This is a genomic window from Peribacillus suis, from assembly GCF_059384845.1.
In genome coordinates, this window is record NZ_CM182019.1 from 149,022 (window position 1) to 171,182 (window position 22,161).

A 22,161-nucleotide genomic window follows, 5' to 3' on the forward strand; every position below is an offset into this window, starting at 1 on the left:
GAGTAAATGCCAAAGTATAAATGTGTAATCGCCTATGATGGTACGGAATTTGCTGGTTATCAGGTACAGCCAGAGAAAAGAACGATACAACGTGAATTCGAGGCGGTATTAGCCCAAATCCACAAGGGGACAGTTGTCAAAGTGACTGCTTCGGGAAGGACAGATTCAGGGGTTCATGCCAAGGGGCAGGTTCTTCACTTCGATTCGCCTCTTGTCTTTCCTACGGATAATTGGGTGAAGGCATTCAGTGCCCTTCTTCCAGATGATATCATTGTGTTGGAAGTTGAGGTCGTTCCTGATGATTTCCATGCACGATTCCACACAACAGGCAAGGAATACCGGTATATCATTGACCGCTCTACCCTAAGAAATCCATTTCAGCGCAATTACGCCTATCATTACCCTTATCCAATAGATGAGGGTGCAATGACCGAAGCCATTTCGTATTTAGTGGGAACCCATGATTTTACAAGTTTTTGTTCGGCGAAGACGGAAGTGGTGGATAAAGTAAGGACCATTCAGGAGATTGATTTCCAAGAGACTGATGGATTTTTAGTTTTTCGCTTCGTTGGAGAAGGATTCTTGTATAATATGGTTCGTATCTTGGTCGGAACGCTGCTTGAAGTCGGCAGCGGGAAAATAGCACCTCGGGAAATGATAGATATTTTGAACAAAAAGGATCGCAGCTTCGCAGGTAAAACAGCACCCGGACATGGATTGTATTTATGGAAAGTATTTTACAAATAATTTTTTTCGTGCCAAACCAAGTTTTTTACAAGTAATGAAAAGACTTGAATCCGTGAATGGCGCTATGGTTATGGCCTAACGTCATGTAGAATCTTTTCGTGGAGTGATCGATTCTTTTTTTAAGACAACTTATCCTAGTGTAACATTCGCTTGACAATGAAACTGGGAGAAGTTAATATAATATGGTATGTATTTTAATCCCACGATAAGCCCCGGAAGTTTATTGTGATTGAAAATAAATATAAAAAATTAAAAGTTTTTTAGGAGGTTAACCATGCGTACGACATTTATGGCGAAAGCTAATGAAGTAGAACGTAAATGGTATGTGATTGACGCTGAAGGCAAAACTTTAGGTCGCCTTTCTACTGAAGTAGCATCCATCTTACGTGGTAAACATAAACCAACTTTTACACCGAACATCGACACTGGTGATCATGTAATCTTAATCAATGTAGAAAAAATCCACTTGACTGGTAAAAAATTGACTGACAAAATTTATTACCGTCACACTATGCACCCAGGCGGTCTTAAAACTAGAACTGCTCTTGAGATGCGTACAAACTACCCTGAGAGAATGCTTGAACTTGCTATCAAAGGTATGCTTCCAAAGAATTCTCTTGGTCGTCAAATCTACAAAAAATTACACGTATACGCTGGAGCTGAGCACCCACACGCTGCTCAACAACCAGAAGTTTACGAATTACGCGGATAATTACTAAGGAGGTTACTATCTTGGCACAAGTTCAATATTATGGTACTGGTCGCCGTAAGAGCTCAGTAGCTCGTGTACGTTTAGTACCAGGCGAAGGTCGCATCGTTATCAACGGTCGTGACATTAATGAATATATTCCTTTCGCAGCATTACGTGAAGTTGTAAACCAACCACTAGTTGCTACAGAAACTACTGGAAATTACGACGTTCTTGTAAACGTTAGCGGTGGTGGATACACTGGACAAGCTGGAGCAATCCGTCACGGTATCGCTCGTGCATTGCTTCATGTAGACCCAGAATTCCGTCCAGCTCTTAAAACTGCTGGATTACTAACACGTGACCCACGTATGAAAGAACGTAAAAAATACGGTCTTAAAGGCGCACGTCGTGCACCTCAGTTCTCAAAACGTTAATCGTTTGGAACTTCAAAAAGCTCCAGCCACTCTTATGTGGCTGGAGCTTTTTTTGTTATCTTGCCGACTAAGGATTACTCTCATTAAATATTTCCAAAGGAATCAATGAATCGTTCAGGGTGTTACGTCAAAAACTAATGGCATCATGGGAAATAATTTGGGAAATGGGGTCTGACCCCGGAGGTGAATGGATGAGTGTGGTTATAGGTTTGCAGGAGATGCAACGAGAACGGCAGTTGAAGTTTGAACGTAGGTTACTTAGGGAGCTATCAATCGAGGATATGAGGGGGAGGATAAAACGTTACTTTGGAGAGGAATACCAGGACGTTCTGGAAGAGGGGTATTTTGATGTGGCTATAGAGGCGTATTTATTAGGGGCAAACTATAGCAAGTTTGGGTATTATGGAGAGTCGGAAGATGATGTGAGGGCTCGGTGCAGAAGGGAAGAAAAGTTTTTGATCGATACTCTCTTCAATTTTATACTATATTGGCGTGAAGTAACGGTAAGCAATGCTATTGATGAAGGGGTATTTTATTGCTGTGAAGGGTTTGTAGGAGAATGGTGGAAGGATGGGTTTAAGACGGGTGAAAAGCGTTATAAGATGAAGCTTCATTAAGCTGAAGGAGATCCCTGAAAAGTATCAGTTCTTTTTCCGTGGGTTGTCCCATATTTTATAGATAAAGGGACTTGTGGGAGGAGAACGGTGATGCGTAGAAAACTGAAATATACAGGGATCTCTATCGGATTGTTTGTCCTTTTTTTGATTGTGACTTTCAAATTCGTTGAAGATGATTCTTGGGAGTCTTGGAACCTTCCGTTGACGGGTAAGGTCATCATTCTGGATGCGGGTCATGGGGGGATGGACGGAGGGGCGAATGTTCAGGATGTAATGGAAAAAGAAATTGCGCTTTCGGTTACGCTAAAGGTAAGGGACTATTTGCAGGAACAAGGTGCCCTTGTTATGTTGACACGGGAAAAAGATGTGGATTTGGCAACGGAAGATACAAAAGGGATCCGTAAACGAAAACAGGAAGATCTCAGGAACCGGGTTGAAATGATCAATGATTCGGAAGCGGACTTATTTTTAACCATCCACCTGAACGCATTTCCATCTGCCTCCTCAAAAGGGGCTCAAACTTTTTATACAAACCGGTTCGAGGAAAATAAACAGGTGGCCAAGTTTATCCAGACCGAAATTATAAGAAACTTAGAAAATACAACACGGGATGCAAAAACGATCAACCATGTATATTTGATGAATTATGCCAAGAAACCTGGGGCGTTGGTGGAGATTGGGTTCCTCTCTAATACCGAGGAGCGCGAAAGGTTAATGAGTGATAAATACCAAGAGAAGATTGCAAGTTCGATATATATGGGTATTCTGCGGTATTTCACTGAGGAGAAGCTATCGGAACCGGATTGACACCTTGTAAGGTCTTGGTGGGTGTACAAGGCCTTTTTGTTATGGTGAAAAAGGGGTTAACCCCCTGGTGCAGATAATAAGCTTTATTTCCGGATTATGTTATACTACAATTGGGAAAAGAAAACGAATACAAAGGGGTGCTCGACTTGTTAACTGAAGAGAAAGTACTAAATTTATTAAAGGATCTTAAGGACCCTTTTCTACATAAAAGCCTTGAAGAAACAAATGGAATTTTAGAAATAAAAATAAAGCCTGAGAAAAGTCATGTGAGCGTTAAGCTTGCTATCGCAAAGACAGGAACTGCCGAGCAAATGGAAATGCAAACAGAAGTTGTCGGTCTCTTGAAAGGGAACGGGGCGGATTCGGTAGGAATACGTTTCGCAGAACTATCGGAAGAAGAATTGGCTAAACATCGTGACAGTATGCCTGAGGAAGAGAAAGACTTAGGGTTGCTTGGACCAAATAACAAAACACAATTCATCGCCATCGCAAGTGGTAAAGGTGGAGTGGGTAAATCCACGATTTCGGTTAACTTAGCCACATCCCTTGCTCGTCTTGGTAAAAAGGTTGGACTGGTTGATGCTGATATATATGGGTTCAGTGTACCGGATATGATGGGGATCACAAAAAGACCCGTCGTACGCGGGGAGAGAATCATCCCTGTCGAGCGTTTTGGCGTTCAGGTTATTTCGATGGGCTTCTTTGTGGAAGATAACGCGCCTATTATATGGAGAGGGCCAATGCTCGGGAAAATGTTAAACAGTTTCTTTAATGAAGTGGAATGGGGCGAATTGGATTATTTGGTACTGGATTTACCACCTGGTACAGGAGATGTCGCATTAGATGTTCATACGATGCTTCCTTCATGTAAAGAAATCATCGTCACAACTCCACATCCGACTGCGGCTTTTGTGGCAGCAAGGGCAGGAGCCATGGCCATTAAAACCGAACATGAGGTTATCGGTGTAATCGAAAATATGTCTTATTTCGAAAGCAAGACCACTGGTGAGAAGGAATTCGTATTTGGTAAAGGTGGAGGGGCGAAGCTTGCAGAAGAACTTCGTACAGAGGTCTTAGGACAACTACCTCTTCAACAACCAGATTGGAATGAAGAAGATTTCGCACCTTCTATATATGCGGCTGACCATAGATTAGGTAAGATTTATGAAGATATTGCGAATAAAGTCATTGAAAAATTGAAATAAAAATAAAGGCTACTTCCCATCGTATTTGGAAGTAGCCTTTATTTTTTTATTCCTTTGACTTATCCTCGGTTTTGGATTTCTCCGCCTTTTCTGTAGCCTTAGTAGCGGCCTTGTCTAAGCTTTCTTGCATTTTAGCTTGAACGAGAGGGCCTTCCATCGTCTCGATGATCGTCTTCTTATATACGGCTCTCATTTCTTTCGTTTTCAGTAACTTGTTCATTTCTTTTTCTAAATCGGGTTCTTGTAAGACCTCTATTAGCATTCCTCGATACTGTGGGTCTTTCATCAAGTCTTTTAATAGCCTTTTGTGTTCTTCTTTTAGAGCTTTGGCGTAGGCTGCGGTGAATTCAGGATCTTTAAAGGCCTTTTTCCAGAACTCCTTTCCTTTATCAGAGGTAACAGTCTCTTCAATGGATTTTTTTATGATATCCGAGTTCATAATAAGTTCAGTTTTTGTTTTATCATCAGCAATGGTATCCTGGATGGCTTTTTTTCCCTCATCTGTTTTCAAGATATCGACGACCATCTTCTTTGTTTCTTCATAATCCATTTTTCCTTCACTCGTTCCATTCTGCGAACAGCCCGTACAAAAGAACAAGAATGAAGCAAGGAACAAAGTAAACCCCATTTTCATACGTAGAGCCCCCCTCTTTAATCTTCCATACTGTTAATATGGTTTCTTTGCAGGATATTATCCATTGGTATAATAAGTGGATTTTTCCAAATATGGTTGGTACAATTAATGAAAGAAATAGAAATGTATGGAGGAAAAGGATGAACAGCCGTAATTTAGTTCGATTGTTTATGACAACATTACTTATAGGTGGAGTAACGGGCGGAGTTGTGGGATTTATAGCCCGGTGGAGTGAGTTTGAATCGTATTTCACATCGTTAGAAATTACATCCATACTTTCAACGTTTGTTTGGTTGTTTGGAGTGGGATTGATTTTCAGTGTAATAAGCCAAGCTGGCTTTTTTGCTTATTTAACGATACATCGTTTCGGTCTGGGAATTTTTAAAAGTGTGTACTTGTGGAATGCGGTGCAAATTGTACTGATTATCTTTGTTTTATTTGATTTAGTCTATTTACGGTATATTAAGTTTGAATCCGGTGAGGGGCTTGGCTCATATATCTCATCAGCTGTGGTAGTACTGTTGATCGGGTTGGTGACGGCCTATTTTAAAATGAAGCAAACGAATAGACAAGCTTTTATTCCTGCATTGTTCTTCATGGTGGTGGCGACAGTATTGGAGTGGGTGCCAGTCTTAAGGACCAATGATGACGGATGGCTCTATTTTATGTTGTTTCCCCTGCTTGTCTGTAATGCCTATCAATTAATGATTTTAAACAAATTGATCAATCAATCCCAAAAGGAGTTGGCAGGCAAAAAAGCGAGGATGCAAGTCCCTAAGAAGAATTTTAATACTGATGGAATAGGAGGTAAGTAAAATCGCTGAAAGCGGAGATGCTTGCCGACATAAAAAAACCTGACTATCCTATGGTCAGGTTTTTTATGTTCTTAAATTGTGCTTAGTCGATTACTTAATTTCCTCACTTCTTGCTGAAGAATTAGAAATCATCTCTGAAACATTAACAAAGTTCAGGTCTTTTGCACGAAGTTCCTTTATTAAATCAGGCAATGCCTTATTCGTTTGTTTTGCAGAATCCGAGGCATGCAATAAGATGATATCCCCTTTATGGGCTTTGTTAACATTTTGGACGATCTGTTCAACGCCTGGATTGGTCCAATCTTTTGAATCTATGCTCCAATGGACCACGGTATAACCGAAATTCTCACTGATTTTAAGAAGTCGCTTATCGAAGTGACCGGTGGGCGCACGTAAAAGCTCGATATTTTTAACATTTAGCTTTTTGAATACTTCCTGCGCTTTGGAAATATCCCGGATGATTTCCTGATCTTTGAGATCGGAGTAATCTTTATAGTCATAACCTAGGATTCCTATTTCATATCCTTCTTTTTCAATGGTGGCTACCATGTCTGGGTGGCGCTCAGCCCAAGAACCTGAAAGAAAAAAGGTGGCCGATTTAATTTTTTCCCTCTTTAACGTTTCTAATATAGGAGCGGCTTTCTCATCCCCCCAGCCAATATTGAATGTGATAGCAATATTCTTATCCCCTTTATAAACGGCTTTTGGCCCATCCTCTGTAGAGAAAACAGGGGCATGTATGATATTTTGCACGAAAAGAAACCAAGCGGTGAATAAAGCCGTAAGTATAATTAACGAATACTGTTTAATGTTTTTTGCCTGAAGCACCATGAAGAATTTCATTCACCCATCCCCTTGTCCAAATGCTCTTGTCACATATTTATGCGCGCATTGTAGAGATATGCAAAAAAATATAATATGAAACTTTATATAAACGGGGAGAGTGGGGAAAGATGGTTTGTGGAGGTGTTAGATATATGCTGGGTCTTCTAATCAATGAAAAGGAAAAGGAGGAATTGATGTATCTCCTTAAAAGAGAGATGGATGAAATTTTATTCGATTTACAGGATGGGAGGATTGACCATGTAGTGAAAAGGGCTATCAATGAGAAGTATAAGATCCTATTCAATCTGTTTAAAAGAATGGGGACGGAAAGAGAATGTCTAGCGTATGTGAGAGAAAAACAAAACACAGAAAAAAATCAAGAATAATATTTTGAAAATCTATTGACTATTAATTTATTCGCTGGTATATTATAAAAGTTGCTGCAAGACATTAGCTTTTAAAAAGAGTTTAAAAAACTTTTTAATAAAAGTTATTGACGAAACAGTAACAACATGATAAGATATTAAAGTCGCTGAAACAGAGTGACACAAATTGCTCTTTGAAAACTGAACAAAACAAAGCGCCAACGTAAATTTTGAGTGAGCACACACTATAAAAAAGCAAAATGAGCAAGTCAAACATTTCTTCGGAGAGTTTGATCCTGGCTCAGGACGAACGCTGGCGGCGTGCCTAATACATGCAAGTCGAGCGAATCGATGGGAGCTTGCTCCCTGAGATTAGCGGCGGACGGGTGAGTAACACGTGGGCAACCTGCCTATAAGACTGGGATAACTTCGGGAAACCGGAGCTAATACCGGATATGTTCTTTTCTCGCATGAGAGAAGATGGAAAGACGGTTTCGGCTGTCACTTATAGATGGGCCCGCGGCGCATTAGCTAGTTGGTGAGGTAATGGCTCACCAAGGCGACGATGCGTAGCCGACCTGAGAGGGTGATCGGCCACACTGGGACTGAGACACGGCCCAGACTCCTACGGGAGGCAGCAGTAGGGAATCTTCCGCAATGGACGAAAGTCTGACGGAGCAACGCCGCGTGAACGAAGAAGGCCTTCGGGTCGTAAAGTTCTGTTGTTAGGGAAGAACAAGTACCAGAGTAACTGCTGGTACCTTGACGGTACCTAACCAGAAAGCCACGGCTAACTACGTGCCAGCAGCCGCGGTAATACGTAGGTGGCAAGCGTTGTCCGGAATTATTGGGCGTAAAGCGCGCGCAGGTGGTTCTTTAAGTCTGATGTGAAAGCCCACGGCTCAACCGTGGAGGGTCATTGGAAACTGGGGAACTTGAGTGCAGAAGAGGAAAGTGGAATTCCAAGTGTAGCGGTGAAATGCGTAGAGATTTGGAGGAACACCAGTGGCGAAGGCGACTTTCTGGTCTGTAACTGACACTGAGGCGCGAAAGCGTGGGGAGCAAACAGGATTAGATACCCTGGTAGTCCACGCCGTAAACGATGAGTGCTAAGTGTTAGAGGGTTTCCGCCCTTTAGTGCTGCAGCTAACGCATTAAGCACTCCGCCTGGGGAGTACGACCGCAAGGTTGAAACTCAAAGGAATTGACGGGGGCCCGCACAAGCGGTGGAGCATGTGGTTTAATTCGAAGCAACGCGAAGAACCTTACCAGGTCTTGACATCCTCTGACACTCCTAGAGATAGGACGTTCCCCTTCGGGGGACAGAGTGACAGGTGGTGCATGGTTGTCGTCAGCTCGTGTCGTGAGATGTTGGGTTAAGTCCCGCAACGAGCGCAACCCTTGATCTTAGTTGCCAGCATTCAGTTGGGCACTCTAAGGTGACTGCCGGTGACAAACCGGAGGAAGGTGGGGATGACGTCAAATCATCATGCCCCTTATGACCTGGGCTACACACGTGCTACAATGGATGGTACAAAGGGCTGCAAACCTGCGAAGGTAAGCGAATCCCATAAAGCCATTCTCAGTTCGGATTGTAGGCTGCAACTCGCCTGCATGAAGCCGGAATCGCTAGTAATCGCGGATCAGCATGCCGCGGTGAATACGTTCCCGGGCCTTGTACACACCGCCCGTCACACCACGAGAGTTTGTAACACCCGAAGTCGGTGAGGTAACCTTTATGGAGCCAGCCGCCTAAGGTGGGACAGATGATTGGGGTGAAGTCGTAACAAGGTAGCCGTATCGGAAGGTGCGGCTGGATCACCTCCTTTCTAAGGATAATACGAGAGCGCTTTTGTTTTGTTCAGTTTTGAATGAGTAATTCATTCAACCACGAAGGACTCATCACATCGTGATGACGATCTTTCTACATTGTTCCTTGAAAACTAGATAATAGATAGAAGGCAATTAATTTTTTTCAAAGCATCAGTAAGATCTTTTTAACGGTTAAGTTAGAAAGGGCGCACGGTGGATGCCTTGGCACTAGGAGCCGATGAAGGACGGGACTAACACCGATATGCTTCGGGGAGCTGTAAGTAAGCTTTGATCCGGAGATTTCCGAATGGGGAAACCCACTGTTCGTAATGGAACAGTATCTCTACCTGAATACATAGGGTATTGAAGGCAGACCCGGGGAACTGAAACATCTAAGTACCCGGAGGAAGAGAAAGCAATAGCGATTTCCTGAGTAGCGGCGAGCGAAACGGAATGTAGCCCAAACCAAGAGGCTTGCCTCTTGGGGTTGTAGGACACTCAATATGGAGTTACAAAGGAACGGGGTAAATGAAGTGACCTGGAAAGGTCCGTCAAAGAAGGTAAAAACCCTGTAGTTGAAACTTCGTTCCCTCCTGAGTGGATCCTGAGTACGGCGGGACACGAGAAATCCCGTCGGAAGCAGGGAGGACCATCTCCCAAGGCTAAATACTACCTAGTGACCGATAGTGAACCAGTACCGTGAGGGAAAGGTGAAAAGCACCCCGGAAGGGGAGTGAAATAGATCCTGAAACCGTGTGCCTACAAGTAGTCAAAGCCCGTTAATGGGTAATGGCGTGCCTTTTGTAGAATGAACCGGCGAGTTACGATTTCATGCGAGGTTAAGTTGATAAGACGGAGCCGCAGCGAAAGCGAGTCTGAATAGGGCGAATGAGTATGAGGTCGTAGACCCGAAACCAGGTGATCTACCCATGTCCAGGGTGAAGTTCAGGTAACACTGAATGGAGGCCCGAACCCACGCACGTTGAAAAGTGCGGGGATGAGGTGTGGGTAGCGGAGAAATTCCAATCGAACCTGGAGATAGCTGGTTCTCTCCGAAATAGCTTTAGGGCTAGCCTCAAGATGAGAGTATTGGAGGTAGAGCACTGATTGGACTAGGGGCCCCCAACGGGTTACCGAATTCAGTCAAACTCCGAATGCCAAATACTTATTCTTGGGAGTCAGACTGCGAGTGATAAGATCCGTAGTCGAAAGGGAAACAGCCCAGACCACCAGCTAAGGTCCCAAAGTATACGTTAAGTGGAAAAGGATGTGGAGTTGCTTAGACAACCAGGATGTTGGCTCAGAAGCAGCCACCATTTAAAGAGTGCGTAATAGCTCACTGGTCGAGTGACTCCGCGCCGAAAATGTACCGGGGCTAAACGTATCACCGAAGCTGTGGATTGACACCGTATGGTGTCGATGGTAGGAGAGCGTTCTAAGGGCGTTGAAGTCAGACCGTAAGGACTGGTGGAGCGCTTAGAAGTGAGAATGCCGGTATGAGTAGCGAAAGAAGGGTGAGAATCCCTTCCACCGAATGCCTAAGGTTTCCTGAGGAAGGCTCGTCCGCTCAGGGTTAGTCGGGACCTAAGCCGAGGCCGAAAGGCGTAGGCGATGGACAACAGGTTGATATTCCTGTACCACCTATACATCGTTTGAACGATGGGGGGACGCAGAAGGATAGGGTAAGCGCGCTGTTGGATATGCGCGTCCAAGCAGTTAGGCCGGAAACGAGGCAAATCCCGTTTCCATTAAGGCGGAGCTGTGATGGCGAGGGAAATATAGTACCGAAGTTCCTGATTCCACACTGCCAAGAAAAGCCTCTAGTGAGATGTAAGGTGCCCGTACCGCAAACCGACACAGGTAGGCGAGGAGAGAATCCTAAGGTGTGCGAGAGAACTCTCGTTAAGGAACTCGGCAAAATGACCCCGTAACTTCGGGAGAAGGGGTGCTTTTTAGGGTGAATAGCCCAGAAAAGCCGCAGTGAATAGGCCCAGGCGACTGTTTAGCAAAAACACAGGTCTCTGCGAAGCCGCAAGGCGAAGTATAGGGGCTGACACCTGCCCGGTGCTGGAAGGTTAAGGGGAGAGGTTAGCGCAAGCGAAGCTTTGAACCGAAGCCCCAGTAAACGGCGGCCGTAACTATAACGGTCCTAAGGTAGCGAAATTCCTTGTCGGGTAAGTTCCGACCCGCACGAAAGGTGTAACGATCTGGGCACTGTCTCAACGAGAGACTCGGTGAAATTATAGTACCTGTGAAGATGCAGGTTACCCGCGACAGGACGGAAAGACCCCGTGGAGCTTTACTGCAGCCTGATATTGAATTTTGTTACAGCTTGTACAGGATAGGTAGGAGCCTGAGAAGCCGGAGCGCTAGCTTCGGTGGAGGCGTTGGTGGGATACTACCCTGGCTGTATTGAAATTCTAACCCGCGCCCCTTATCGGGGTGGGAGACAGTGTCAGGTGGGCAGTTTGACTGGGGCGGTCGCCTCCTAAAGAGTAACGGAGGCGCCCAAAGGTTCCCTCAGAATGGTTGGAAATCATTCGCAGAGTGTAAAGGCACAAGGGAGCTTGACTGCGAGACCTACAAGTCGAGCAGGGACGAAAGTCGGGCTTAGTGATCCGGTGGTTCCGCATGGAAGGGCCATCGCTCAACGGATAAAAGCTACCCCGGGGATAACAGGCTTATCTCCCCCAAGAGTCCACATCGACGGGGAGGTTTGGCACCTCGATGTCGGCTCATCGCATCCTGGGGCTGTAGTCGGTCCCAAGGGTTGGGCTGTTCGCCCATTAAAGCGGTACGCGAGCTGGGTTCAGAACGTCGTGAGACAGTTCGGTCCCTATCCGTCGCGGGCGCAGGAAATTTGAGAGGAGCTGTCCTTAGTACGAGAGGACCGGGATGGACGCACCGCTGGTGTACCAGTTGTCTTGCCAAAGGCATAGCTGGGTAGCTACGTGCGGAAGGGATAAGTGCTGAAAGCATCTAAGCATGAAGCCCCCCTCAAGATGAGATTTCCCATGGCGCAAGCTAGTAAGATCCCTGAAAGATGATCAGGTTGATAGGTCAGAGGTGGAAGCGTGGCGACATGTGGAGCTGACTGATACTAATAGATCGAGGACTTAACCAACGCTTTAAAAAGATGAACACCTTCTGATATTATCTAGTTTTGAAGGAACAACGTTCCTGATATGTTTGGTGGCGATAGCGAAGAGGTCACACCCGTTCCCATTCCGAACACGGCAGTTAAGCTCTTCAGCGCCGATGGTAGTTGGGGGTTTCCCCCTGTGAGAGTAGGACGCCGCCAAGCAGATGATTTATATCTTCTAAGAGTTTTAGGAAACATTATATTATTCCGCAGTAGCTCAGTGGTAGAGCATTCGGCTGTTAACCGAACGGTCGTAGGTTCGAGTCCTACCTGCGGAGCCATATGCTTCCATAGCTCAGTAGGTAGAGCACTTCCATGGTAAGGAAGAGGTCAGCGGTTCGAATCCGCTTGGGAGCTTCCCAAACTACCTTTTAAAATTTTTTTACGGCCCGTTGGTCAAGCGGTTAAGACACCGCCCTTTCACGGCGGTAACACGGGTTCGATTCCCGTACGGGTCACCATTTTTAATTCACTTTTTGGAGGATTAGCTCAGCTGGGAGAGCATCTGCCTTACAAGCAGAGGGTCGGCGGTTCGATCCCGTCATCCTCCACCATTTTTAATATTGATTTGCCGGTGTAGCTCAACTGGTAGAGCAACTGACTTGTAATCAGTAGGTTGGGGGTTCAAGTCCTCTTGCCGGCACCATGTTTCACTTATATGTGGAGGGGTAGCGAAGTGGCTAAACGCGGCGGACTGTAAATCCGCTCCTTCGGGTTCGGCAGTTCGAATCTGCCCCCCTCCACCATCTTTTTTCAAAAAAATGTGGTTCAGTTATATACTTTCTTCTTTAGGGGAATATATAATTACCGCTTTTTATTTTGTTAACTATTAATTTACATATATTGGGCTATAGCCAAGCGGTAAGGCAACGGATTTTGATTCCGTCATGCGAAGGTTCGATCCCTTCTAGCCCAGCCATATGCGAAAGTAGTTCAGTGGTAGAATACAACCTTGCCAAGGTTGGGGTCGCGGGTTCGAATCCCGTCTTTCGCTTTATTTTAATTAGATTTTATACTTAGGGGCCTTAGCTCAGCTGGGAGAGCGCCTGCCTTGCACGCAGGAGGTCAGCGGTTCGATCCCGCTAGGCTCCACCATCTAACTACATACACCAACACTTACGCCTTAAACCTCTTCGGTTTAAGGCTTTTTTTTTTGAAAAACAACTTTCTATGGCTGTATCTTTATACATAAAAATGTCCGGTTGAACCATTCTCCTTAACAGTTATAAAATAACAGAAAGGGGGAATAGTATGTCTATTCAAAAAATTTCAGTTATCGGTCTTCCCATGGATCTTGGTCAAACAAGACGTGGGGTTGATATGGGGCCAAGTGCACTCCGTTGTGCAGGTGTTGTCGAACGAATCCAACAATTGCAGTTAGAAGTGGAAGATTTAGGAGACATCATAGTGGGGAGGCCCGGGACGTCTGAAGAGGCTGGCTCAAACTTGAAGAATCTATCACTTGTTTCTAAGGGGAATGCACAATTAGCAGCAAGGGTAGATGAAATTATTTGTAGTGGATCATTCCCTCTAGTTCTTGGGGGAGATCATTCGATAGCAATAGGAACACTTGCTGGGATTTCGAAGCATTATGAGAGTTTAGGGGTAATTTGGTATGATGCCCATGGAGATTTGAACACGGAGGAGACTTCTCCGTCAGGAAACATACATGGCATGCCACTCGCTGTCAGCATTGGACTCGGTCACCCTGATTTAGTTAATCTGCATGGGTATGCACAAAAGGTGAAACCAGAGAATATCGTCATTATTGGAGCCCGTTCCTTGGACGAAGGAGAAAAGGTACTAATACGTGATAAAGGCATCAAGGTCTATACGATGCATGAAATTGATAGGCTTGGTATGACGAAAGTGATGGAAGAATGCATTGAATACTTACGTGATAAAACGGATGGGGTTCATCTATCCCTAGATCTTGATGGGGTAGACCCTGCAGAGGCACCTGGAGTAGGAACACCAGTGCTTGGGGGGATAAGCTATCGGGAAAGTCATTTGGCCATGGAAATGCTTGCGGAGTCAGAGTTGATTACTTCAGCTGAGTTTGTAGAAGTAAACCCAGTACTAGACGAGCGTAATAAAACGGCGATCGTGGCGGTAGCCCTGATGGGTTCTCTATTTGGAGAAAAGCTATTATAACTTAACGCAATATATAAAAGAAACAGTAACCGGTTTTTTTATGGGTTACTGTTTTTCTATATGCTAGAATACAAAAGTATATGATTTAGATAATGTTGAACGAAGGTAACGTTATATGATTCCAAGGCAATCTCCCTCTTCACTTTACTGTTTGCTTTTTCGTTCCGCTTTGGGTCAATTGAAAATATTGATTCATCAGGGTATCAAGTTTGCTACTCACTTCGACCACTTCGTTATCTATCATAGAGGAACGGGAAGCTAAGATAATCATTTTCTGTCTATATCGCTCAATGTTATCTAGTATTTGTTCTGCAGTCATTATCAAGGTTCACTTCCTTTATTTTTACAATTTCTTACTATATATATCCTTGTTTTTTTCGTTTTAAACATAAAATGTAAAAGTTTGCTAAAATAAAAGTAATAAATTATGAAACCTTTTAGCTTGCGATTCGTAATAATCGTATAGCCGCATGAAGCGGGGGTAAAAAACAAAAATGGATGGACTTGTTAAAGAGAGAATAAACCAAGTGTTAAAGGGAGACCACAATGCATTTGGGGAAATAGTCGAAATTTATAAGGATAAAGTTTTTCAAATCTGTTTTAGAATGCTTGGAAACCGGCAGGAGGCTGAAGACCTGTCCCAAGAAGCTTTTGTAAGGGCCTTTGTGAACATTCGCAGTTTCAATATCAATATGAAGTTTTCAACATGGTTATATCGCATAGCGACGAACCTCTGTATCGACCGACTTCGTAAGAAAAAGCCGGATTACTATTTAGATGCGGAAGTCACTGGTACAGAGGGATTGAATATGTATTCTCAAATTGCATCGGACATGGCGATGCCAGAGGAAGAAGTAGAGTCGTTAGAGCTTCAGGAAACCATCCAGGTCGAAATTATGAAGTTGCCGGAAAAGTATCGTTCGGTCATCGTATTAAAATACATTGAGGAATTATCGTTAAAGGAAATCAGTGAGATTCTTGATTTGCCGGTAGGCACTGTCAAAACGAGAATACATCGTGGGCGAGAAGCTTTGCGTAAACAACTGCGCCATTTATAAAAAGAAGGTGAGAAAAATGAACTGCCACGAGGAAATCATTAATTATATGCATGATTATTTAGATGAGGACATTAAACCCGAGCATAAAGAAATTTTAAGGGACCATCTGCTTACATGTCCTGCATGCCGAGATTTTTTCAATGAAATGAAAAAAGCAGTTGCCCTTGTACAAAGCACTTCCCATATCAAGGCCCCGGATGATTTTACGGCAAGGGTAATGGCCCAATTGCCTAAGGAAAAGAAGGCTACGGGGGCAAAGAGATGGTTTAAGGCTCATCCGTTTATGACAGCCGCGGCGATGTTCGTTGTATTAATGACAGGATCGATCTTTTCCACTTATAATCAGGAGGAACATTTTTCCGTCTCCAAGCAACCTAACTTATTGGTAGAAGGGGAAACGGTCATTGTCCCTAGTGGGGAAACCATTGAAGGGAACGTTGTGGTTCAAAATGGGGACATACGCATAGAGGGCGAAGTAAAGGGGAATGTAACAGTCATTAATGGTCAGGAGTATATGGCCAAGGCAGGAAATGTAACCGGTGATATAGAAGTCATTGACCAAGCCTTTGAGTGGATGTGGTACAAAATAAAGGATATTGGAACATCTCTACTTCCTTCTACAAAAGAGGAAAGAGGTGGGGAATAATGAAGCTGAGCATAAGCATGGTTCTAATCAGAACGGTGCTTTTGTTCAGCTTTATATTGTATCCAGACAAAAATAGTGGTTACTAGCACTACTTCCCATATAAATTTCTGTACTAGTTTTAGAAGTATGATTTAAAAAATGGTATACTATTAAGGTTATTACATAACGATGGTTATTGTGTTTTTGGAGTATTACGGACTGGAGGAAACAACATGTCTATATCCAATTTGAATGTTTGGGACTATGTAGTAAATTTCATTGATATTTTCCTTGTTTGGTTTGTGATATATAAATTGTTAACTATAATTCGAGGCACGAAAGCCATACAACTGCTAAAGGGAATTTTTGTAATTGTCATTGTGAAAAGCTTGAGCAATCTGTTTGGTTTCAATACACTCGGATGGTTAATGGAACAAGTCATGAACTGGGGTGTTCTGGCAATTCTCGTCATTTTCCAGCCTGAATTGAGAAGAGCACTTGAACAATTAGGACGAGGAAAGATCTTTTCAAGGGGCAGTGCTCCGGAAGAGAATCAACAAGAGCGTTTAGTAGAAGAAATTCTAAAGGCCTCTACGTATATGGCAAAAAGGCGTATTGGAGCCTTGATTACCATTGAAAAAGGAACGGCACTGGGTGATTACGTTGAAACGGGAATTCCTTTAAGGTCCTATATTTCTTCTGAACTGCTCATTAATATTTTCATTCCGAATACACCCCTCCATGATGGGGCTGTTATTTTACAGGATAATCAAGTCGCAGCAGCAGCTTGCTATCTGCCCTTATCGGAAAGTCCGTTCATTTCAAAAGAGCTGGGCACAAGGCATAGGGCTGCCATTGGAATGAGTGAAGTAACAGATAGTGTAACAATTGTTGTTTCTGAAGAAACGGGAGGTATCTCTGTCACCAAAAATGGGGAGCTATACCGCGATTTAAATCAGGAATCATTTAGAGCCATGCTAACAAGTGAACTGGTATTGCAGAATGTCAAAACAACTTCCTCGGGTATCTGGAATTGGAGGGGGAAGAAAAATGGATAAATTCACGAATAGCGCTTGGTTTATGAGAATTGTCGCTTTCGCCTTGGCTGCTCTATTATTTATATCCGTTAATTTCGAGATGGAGTCCGATAAAAAGTCCCTTGGATTGTCCACTGCGCCTGAGAATGGTACGGAAACCATTGAAAATGTTCCGGTTGAAGTGTACTATGATCGTGAAAATTTAGTGGTCAGCGGCGTACCTGAAACGGTGGATGTCACATTGAAGGGGGCAAAAAGCCTTCTGATCAACGCAAAAAGCCAACGGGATTTTAAAGTATATGTAGATCTTTCCGATCCCGAAATCTCGATGGGGGACCGAACTGTCACATTTAAAATAAGCGATTTAAATGAAAAGCTCGTGGCAACGATAGATCCGGAATATGCGGAAGTAAATGTTCAGGAACGGATGACGAAAGAGTTTAAGGTCGATGCAGAATATAACAGTTCATTACTGGAGGAAGGGTATACCGCTGGGCAGCCAACAGTAAATCCTGAAACCGTAAAAATTACGGGTGCCAAAGATGTAATTGAAAAAATATCCTATGTAAAGGCCAACCTTGAAATAAGGAAAGGGCTAAACGAATCGGTGAACGGGCAGGCAACGGTAAAAGCGCTAGACCGGGATTTGAATAAATTAGATGTCGCGATTGAGCCAGCTTCCGTGGCAGTTTCGTTAAAGGTCAGTATTCCTTCCAAAAAGGTATCAATCGTGCCAGAGCAAACTGGGAAGGCCAAGGCCGGAGTTCGTATCAAGAGTATTAGTGTCGACCCTACAGAGGTAACTCTATATGGACAAGAAGCATCATTGGATAAAATAAATGCATTAAATCTTCCAGTCAATATCTCGAAAGTAGATGGAGATACCGAATTGGAACTTAATCTTTCAAAACCTGAAAGTGTGCAGAAAATGTCCTTAAGTAAAGCTACGGTGAAGATTCGTACCGAAAAAGTGGATGTGGAAGATAAGGATACTGAAGAAGAGGCAGAAGAAGTAGTTGTCGAAGAAGAAAAAACGGTAGATAAGGTTGAACCGGAAACCACGGAATCCAAAACTTTCACCAACTTGAAAATAATCCCGGTAGGTAAACAGGATGATCAAGAAGTGGAATTGGATACGGATGTGATGAGCATTACATTGAATGGGAAAGCGGAAGATCTAAAAAAAATATCTAAAGACGACATTTCGCTCACGGTCGATGTAAGTAATTTAGATGAAGGTAAGCATGATGTTGAACTGGCAGTTAAAGTCCCCGCGGGAGTATCTTGGGAATTAGATTCTAAAAGAGTTGCAGTGTCAGTTTCCATGGCCCAAGAAGAGGAAGAAACGTAACCTGGCCTTAACATCATTTAATTTAGTAATGATTTGAAGAAGGAGCGATACAGATGGGTAAATATTTTGGAACAGATGGAGTTAGGGGAATAGCAAATACGGAGTTAACGCCGGAGTTGGCATTTAAACTAGGCCGTTTTGGCGGCTATGTCCTTACTAAGAATTCAGAAAAACCAAAGGTATTAATAGGGCGCGATACTCGTATTTCAGGGGAAATGTTAGAAGGTGCTCTTGTTGCCGGATTATTATCCATCGGCGCTGAAGTCATGCGACTGGGCATCATTTCGACACCGGGAGTGGCCTATCTGACAAAAGCCTTAAGTGCTGAAGCGGGTGTTATGATTTCAGCTTCTCATAATCCTGTAGCGGACAATGGAATTAAATTCTTTGGACCGGATGGCTTCAAGCTCTCAGATGAACAGGAAGCGGAAGTGGAAGCATTGCTTGATCTGGAGAATGATGAGTTACCGCGTCCTACGGGCGGAGACTTAGGCCATTTAAATGACTACTTCGAAGGCGGCCAAAAATATCTGCAATACTTAAAACAGTCGGTTGACGAAGACTTTACGGGCATACATGTTGCTCTTGATTGTGCTCACGGTGCGACATCTTCCTTGGCTATGCATCTATTTGCTGATTTAGATGCAGATATTTCGACAATGGGGGCATCACCGAATGGCTTGAACATCAATGATGGGGTCGGTTCTACCCACCCTGAGGCTCTGGCTGAATTCTTGAAGGAAAAAGGGGCAGATGTTGGACTTGCTTTCGATGGCGACGGCGACCGCATAATAGCTATTGATGAAAAAGGAAATATCGTAGATGGCGATCAAATCATGTATATCTGTGCGAAATACTTAAAAGAGAATAATCGATTGAAAAAAGGAACCGTGGTTTCTACGATCATGAGTAACCTTGGCTTTTACAAAGGGCTTGAGGAACATGGTATACATAGTGCTCAAACAGCAGTTGGCGATCGCTATGTAGTGGAAGAAATGCGTAAAGGTGGCTATAATCTTGGTGGAGAGCAATCCGGGCATATCATCTTCTTGGATTACAATACAACTGGGGACGGCTTATTAACGGGTTTACAGCTTGTGAACATCATGAGTGAGACGCAAAAACCTCTATCTGAGCTTGCGAGTGAGATGCAAAAATATCCGCAGACACTCATTAATGTTAAAGTAACTGACAAGCATGGGGTAACGGGGAATGAAAAAGTACAGGAAGTCATAAAAGAAGTGGAAGCGGAGATGGGTGGTAACGGCCGGATTCTGGTACGGCCATCTGGAACTGAACCGCTTGTCCGTGTTATGGCTGAAGCGCCTACTATTGAAGAATGTACGCGTTATGTAGACCGCATCGTAGCAACGGTAAGAGCAGAAATGGGACTAAACGAATAAACAACCTATGCATAAAGGGGAACGAAAATTTCCTTTTATGCATATTTTTATTAAGAATCATATTTTGTTTTAATGGTAGTAAAGAATTGACCTAGGTCCCATGTATAGGGTATGATTATCCTGATTTACAACTACTTTTACCATAAAATGGTTATAAGGGAAAAGGAGGCCAGGCAAGATAATAGGAAAACTAAAGCGCCTGAACTAAACTGGGTCGAGACGGGTTTAGTTGACGAGGAGGAGGAGTATCGAATGTTCGGCGGATACCTCCCGGCTGAAGTACACAGCCGTAATAATTCCAATTTTAAAACAGTGGGGCAACCGACTGCACAAAGAGTTGGAAATGTACAATGGGAAAAAGCCTTCGGGTATTTCCTTTATAAAAATATCAGAGATGAGGGGGCAGGGATGCCCTCGTGCATTCCTGTCCCTCTAATCAGTTGGAGGAACAGAAATTATGTGTGGAATTGTTGGATATATTGGTCTAAATGACGCGAAAGAAATCCTGTTAAAAGGTCTTGAAAAGTTAGAGTACCGTGGGTATGATTCTGCTGGTATAGCTGTGCAAAATAAGGAAGGCATCAAGGTCTTCAAGGAAAAGGGACGGATTGCAGACTTACGCGGTGTTGTGGATGAAGGGACTTCGGCGAATACAGGGATTGGACACACTCGCTGGGCCACTCATGGTGTACCTAGTCGTGATAATGCTCATCCTCACCAAAGTAACTCAGGTCGCCTGACATTAGTTCATAATGGGGTCATCGAAAACTATGCGATTTTAAAACGGGAATATTTGAAGGATGTTGCTTTTAAAAGCGACACTGATACGGAAGTCATCGTTCAGCTTATTGAGAAGTTCGTGAATGACGGCATGGAAGTGGAAGAGGCATTCCGTCACACGCTTACCCTTTTAGAAGGTTCGTATGCCCTTGCCCTATTGGATGCTGAAAACGAAGAAACGATTTTTGTTGCTAAAAATAAAAGCCCACTCCTAATCGGTGTTGGAAAAGACTTTAACGTTATCGCTTCTGATGCAATGGCTATGCTGCAAGTTACCGATCAATTCCTTGAATTAATGGATAAAGAAATGGTTATTGTCACAAAAGAAAAAGTGACAATTAAAAACCTTTCCAACGAAGAAGTATTTCGTGCTCCATTCACGGCGGAACTCGATGCCAGTGATATTGAAAAAGGTACGTATCCACATTATATGCTTAAAGAAATTGATGAGCAGCCTACTGTTATCCGTAAAATCATTCAATCTTACCAAAACGAAGAAGGTAAACTGGCGATTGATTACAATATTACAGAAGCAGTGAGCGAGGCAGACCGTATTTATATCGTGGCTTGTGGAACAAGCTACCATGCAGGCCTAATCGGTAAACAATTCATTGAAAAAATGGCTAAAATTCCGGTTGAAGTGCATGTAGCATCAGAGTTCACATACAATATGCCGATATTATCCGAAAAACCACTGTTCATCTTCATTTCGCAAAGTGGGGAAACGGCAGATAGCCGTGCAGTTTTAGTGGCCATCAAAGAGCTTGGCCATAAAGCATTGACCATCACAAATGTACCGGGCTCTACGCTGTCACGAGAAGCAGATTATACGCTCTTATTACATGCAGGTCCTGAAATTGCCGTGGCTTCTACGAAGGCCTATACGGCTCAAGTAGCGGTATTGGCGATATTAGCGAACGTAACTGGCCAGTTCCGTAACCTTGCATTCGATTTCGATCTTGTCAAAGAGCTTGGAATAGCTGCGACAGGCATGGAAGCTCTTTGCGATTCGAAAGAAGAGATGGAAGAGATTGCTCGTGAATACCTGTCTGTTACGCGTAATTGTTTCTTCATCGGTCGTTCCCTTGATTATTACGTGGGTCTTGAAGGTTCGCTTAAGCTGAAAGAAATCTCATACATCCAGGCAGAAGGGTTTGCCGGCGGTGAGCTTAAGCATGGAACGATTGCCCTAATCGAAGAAGGCACACCTGTTATCGCTCTTGCTACGCAAGCAGGAGTCAATCTAAGCATCCGTGGGAATGTCAAAGAAGTCGTCGCCCGTGGCGCTAATCCTTGCATCATTTCAATGAAAGGGTTGGAAGAAGAAGATGATCGTTTTGTCATCCCGGAAGTGAACGAACTATTAACACCTCTTATCTCTGTCATCCCGCTTCAACTCATTGCGTACTATGCTGCCCTACACCGGGAGTGTGACGTGGATAAACCACGTAATCTTGCGAAAAGTGTAACGGTTGAATAAGTAGAAATGATTTGTGCGTCATATCTATAAATGTTTATAAAAATTTATTTACCCATTTAGATACCATTATCTAAATGGGTTTTTTTTATGTCCGAAAGAAAGAGAATATCTAAATGGAAAAATAAAAACAGGGACATATATCAATTTTCCTTCCCACCACAATAGTGTGTGATACATAA

General features: G+C 43.6%; 18 protein-coding genes, 9 tRNA genes and 3 rRNA genes. 27 read left to right on the forward strand and 3 right to left on the reverse strand.

Features of this window, described 5'->3' with window-relative positions:
- The first annotated feature begins 6 nt into the window (after window positions 1-6).
- The 6 genes from truA to AC503W_RS00865 all read left to right on the forward strand — a co-directional run bounded on the left by truA (window position 7) and on the right by AC503W_RS00865 (window position 4,501).
- Entirely contained in the window at window positions 7-747 is a 741-nt protein-coding gene (gene truA, locus AC503W_RS00840; protein ID WP_402875669.1) for a tRNA pseudouridine(38-40) synthase TruA, read from the forward strand.
- A 274-nt stretch (window positions 748-1,021) separates the two neighbouring features.
- Window positions 1,022-1,459: a 50S ribosomal protein L13 gene (gene rplM, locus AC503W_RS00845; RefSeq protein ID WP_034304960.1), complete on the forward strand. Its 438-nt coding sequence runs from the start codon at window positions 1,022-1,024 to the stop codon at window positions 1,457-1,459.
- A gap of 20 nt (window positions 1,460-1,479) precedes the next feature.
- Complete coding sequence (rpsI, locus tag AC503W_RS00850) at window positions 1,480-1,872, forward strand: 30S ribosomal protein S9 (RefSeq protein ID WP_402875668.1); 393 nt, start codon at window positions 1,480-1,482, stop codon at window positions 1,870-1,872.
- 191 nt (window positions 1,873-2,063) lie between these two features.
- Window positions 2,064-2,489 (forward strand): DUF2521 family protein, encoded by a 426-nt coding sequence (locus AC503W_RS00855; protein WP_402875667.1) that lies wholly within the window; start codon window positions 2,064-2,066, stop codon window positions 2,487-2,489.
- A gap of 90 nt (window positions 2,490-2,579) precedes the next feature.
- Window positions 2,580-3,296, forward strand: coding sequence for an N-acetylmuramoyl-L-alanine amidase CwlD (gene cwlD / locus AC503W_RS00860; RefSeq protein ID WP_427651745.1), 717 nt, complete (start codon window positions 2,580-2,582; stop codon window positions 3,294-3,296).
- Between the two features lie 146 nt (window positions 3,297-3,442).
- Window positions 3,443-4,501 (forward strand): iron-sulfur carrier protein/transcriptional regulator SalA, encoded by a 1,059-nt coding sequence (locus tag AC503W_RS00865; RefSeq protein WP_402875664.1) that lies wholly within the window; start codon window positions 3,443-3,445, stop codon window positions 4,499-4,501.
- Between the two features lie 46 nt (window positions 4,502-4,547).
- Here AC503W_RS00865 and gerD read toward each other — a convergent pair whose 3' ends face one another.
- Entirely contained in the window at window positions 4,548-5,135 is a 588-nt protein-coding gene (gene gerD, locus AC503W_RS00870; RefSeq protein ID WP_402959569.1) for a spore germination lipoprotein GerD, read from the reverse strand.
- Window positions 5,136-5,275: 140 nt separating this feature from the next.
- Between gerD and AC503W_RS00875 the strand changes: the two genes are divergently transcribed.
- Window positions 5,276-5,950 (forward strand): KinB-signaling pathway activation protein, encoded by a 675-nt coding sequence (locus AC503W_RS00875; RefSeq protein ID WP_402875660.1) that lies wholly within the window; start codon window positions 5,276-5,278, stop codon window positions 5,948-5,950.
- A gap of 90 nt (window positions 5,951-6,040) precedes the next feature.
- On the opposite strand, the gene pdaB is transcribed toward AC503W_RS00875, so the two are convergent.
- Window positions 6,041-6,793 carry a polysaccharide deacetylase family sporulation protein PdaB gene (pdaB, locus tag AC503W_RS00880; protein WP_402875658.1) on the reverse strand — a complete coding sequence of 251 codons (753 nt, stop codon included), beginning with the start codon at window positions 6,791-6,793 and terminating at the stop codon, window positions 6,041-6,043.
- Window positions 6,794-6,927: 134 nt separating this feature from the next.
- Here pdaB and AC503W_RS00885 point away from each other — a divergent pair, with 134 nt between their 5' ends.
- The 14 genes from AC503W_RS00885 (at window position 6,928) to rocF (ending at window position 14,248) form a co-directional block, all read left to right on the forward strand.
- The gene (locus tag AC503W_RS00885) at window positions 6,928-7,161 is read left to right on the forward strand and encodes a hypothetical protein (protein ID WP_427689055.1); all 234 of its coding nucleotides are present in this window, start codon (window positions 6,928-6,930) and stop codon (window positions 7,159-7,161) included.
- Between the two features lie 257 nt (window positions 7,162-7,418).
- A 16S ribosomal RNA gene (locus tag AC503W_RS00890) occupies window positions 7,419-8,969 on the forward strand.
- Between the two features lie 173 nt (window positions 8,970-9,142).
- Window positions 9,143-12,076: ribosomal RNA gene (locus tag AC503W_RS00895) — 23S ribosomal RNA — on the forward strand.
- Window positions 12,077-12,140: 64 nt separating this feature from the next.
- Window positions 12,141-12,256, forward strand: a 5S ribosomal RNA gene (gene rrf / locus AC503W_RS00900).
- The 16S, 23S and 5S rRNA genes sit together here with 9 tRNA genes alongside, the layout of an rRNA operon.
- A 44-nt stretch (window positions 12,257-12,300) precedes the next feature.
- Window positions 12,301-12,375 (forward strand) — tRNA-Asn (locus tag AC503W_RS00905).
- Between the two features lie 3 nt (window positions 12,376-12,378).
- Window positions 12,379-12,451: transfer RNA gene (locus AC503W_RS00910), tRNA-Thr, on the forward strand.
- A gap of 29 nt (window positions 12,452-12,480) precedes the next feature.
- Window positions 12,481-12,555 (forward strand) — tRNA-Glu (locus tag AC503W_RS00915).
- Window positions 12,556-12,572: 17 nt separating this feature from the next.
- Window positions 12,573-12,648, forward strand: a tRNA-Val gene (locus AC503W_RS00920).
- A 16-nt stretch (window positions 12,649-12,664) separates the two neighbouring features.
- Window positions 12,665-12,740, forward strand: a tRNA-Thr gene (locus tag AC503W_RS00925).
- A 16-nt stretch (window positions 12,741-12,756) separates the two neighbouring features.
- Window positions 12,757-12,840 (forward strand) — tRNA-Tyr (locus AC503W_RS00930).
- Window positions 12,841-12,938: 98 nt separating this feature from the next.
- Window positions 12,939-13,013, forward strand: a tRNA-Gln gene (locus AC503W_RS00935).
- Between the two features lie 3 nt (window positions 13,014-13,016).
- Window positions 13,017-13,088: transfer RNA gene (locus tag AC503W_RS00940), tRNA-Gly, on the forward strand.
- A gap of 25 nt (window positions 13,089-13,113) precedes the next feature.
- Window positions 13,114-13,189 (forward strand) — tRNA-Ala (locus AC503W_RS00945).
- Window positions 13,190-13,345: 156 nt separating this feature from the next.
- The gene (gene rocF, locus AC503W_RS00950) at window positions 13,346-14,248 is read left to right on the forward strand and encodes an arginase (protein WP_402876116.1); all 903 of its coding nucleotides are present in this window, start codon (window positions 13,346-13,348) and stop codon (window positions 14,246-14,248) included.
- Window positions 14,249-14,387: 139 nt separating this feature from the next.
- Here rocF and AC503W_RS00955 read toward each other — a convergent pair whose 3' ends face one another.
- Window positions 14,388-14,567, reverse strand: coding sequence for an aspartyl-phosphate phosphatase Spo0E family protein (locus tag AC503W_RS00955; RefSeq protein WP_402876114.1), 180 nt, complete (start codon window positions 14,565-14,567; stop codon window positions 14,388-14,390).
- 175 nt (window positions 14,568-14,742) lie between these two features.
- Here AC503W_RS00955 and sigW point away from each other — a divergent pair, with 175 nt between their 5' ends.
- The 6 genes from sigW to glmS all read left to right on the forward strand — a co-directional run bounded on the left by sigW (window position 14,743) and on the right by glmS (window position 21,982).
- Window positions 14,743-15,306, forward strand: coding sequence for an RNA polymerase sigma factor SigW (gene sigW / locus AC503W_RS00960; RefSeq protein ID WP_402876112.1), 564 nt, complete (start codon window positions 14,743-14,745; stop codon window positions 15,304-15,306).
- Between the two features lie 16 nt (window positions 15,307-15,322).
- Window positions 15,323-15,952: a zf-HC2 domain-containing protein gene (locus tag AC503W_RS00965; RefSeq protein ID WP_427688906.1), complete on the forward strand. Its 630-nt coding sequence runs from the start codon at window positions 15,323-15,325 to the stop codon at window positions 15,950-15,952.
- A 212-nt stretch (window positions 15,953-16,164) separates the two neighbouring features.
- On the forward strand, window positions 16,165-16,989 hold the full coding sequence (cdaA, locus tag AC503W_RS00970) for a diadenylate cyclase CdaA (protein WP_402876108.1): 825 nt from the start codon (window positions 16,165-16,167) through the stop codon (window positions 16,987-16,989).
- Window positions 16,982-18,319, forward strand: a complete 1,338-nt coding sequence (locus tag AC503W_RS00975; protein ID WP_427592091.1) for a CdaR family protein — start codon at window positions 16,982-16,984, stop codon at window positions 18,317-18,319. The genes cdaA and AC503W_RS00975 overlap by 8 nt, the downstream gene beginning before the upstream one ends.
- Window positions 18,320-18,372: 53 nt before the next feature.
- Window positions 18,373-19,722, forward strand: coding sequence for a phosphoglucosamine mutase (glmM, locus tag AC503W_RS00980; RefSeq protein ID WP_402876104.1), 1,350 nt, complete (start codon window positions 18,373-18,375; stop codon window positions 19,720-19,722).
- A 457-nt stretch (window positions 19,723-20,179) separates the two neighbouring features.
- Entirely contained in the window at window positions 20,180-21,982 is a 1,803-nt protein-coding gene (gene glmS, locus AC503W_RS00985) for a glutamine--fructose-6-phosphate transaminase (isomerizing) (RefSeq protein ID WP_402876101.1), read from the forward strand.
- Window positions 21,983-22,161 lie beyond the last annotated feature (179 nt).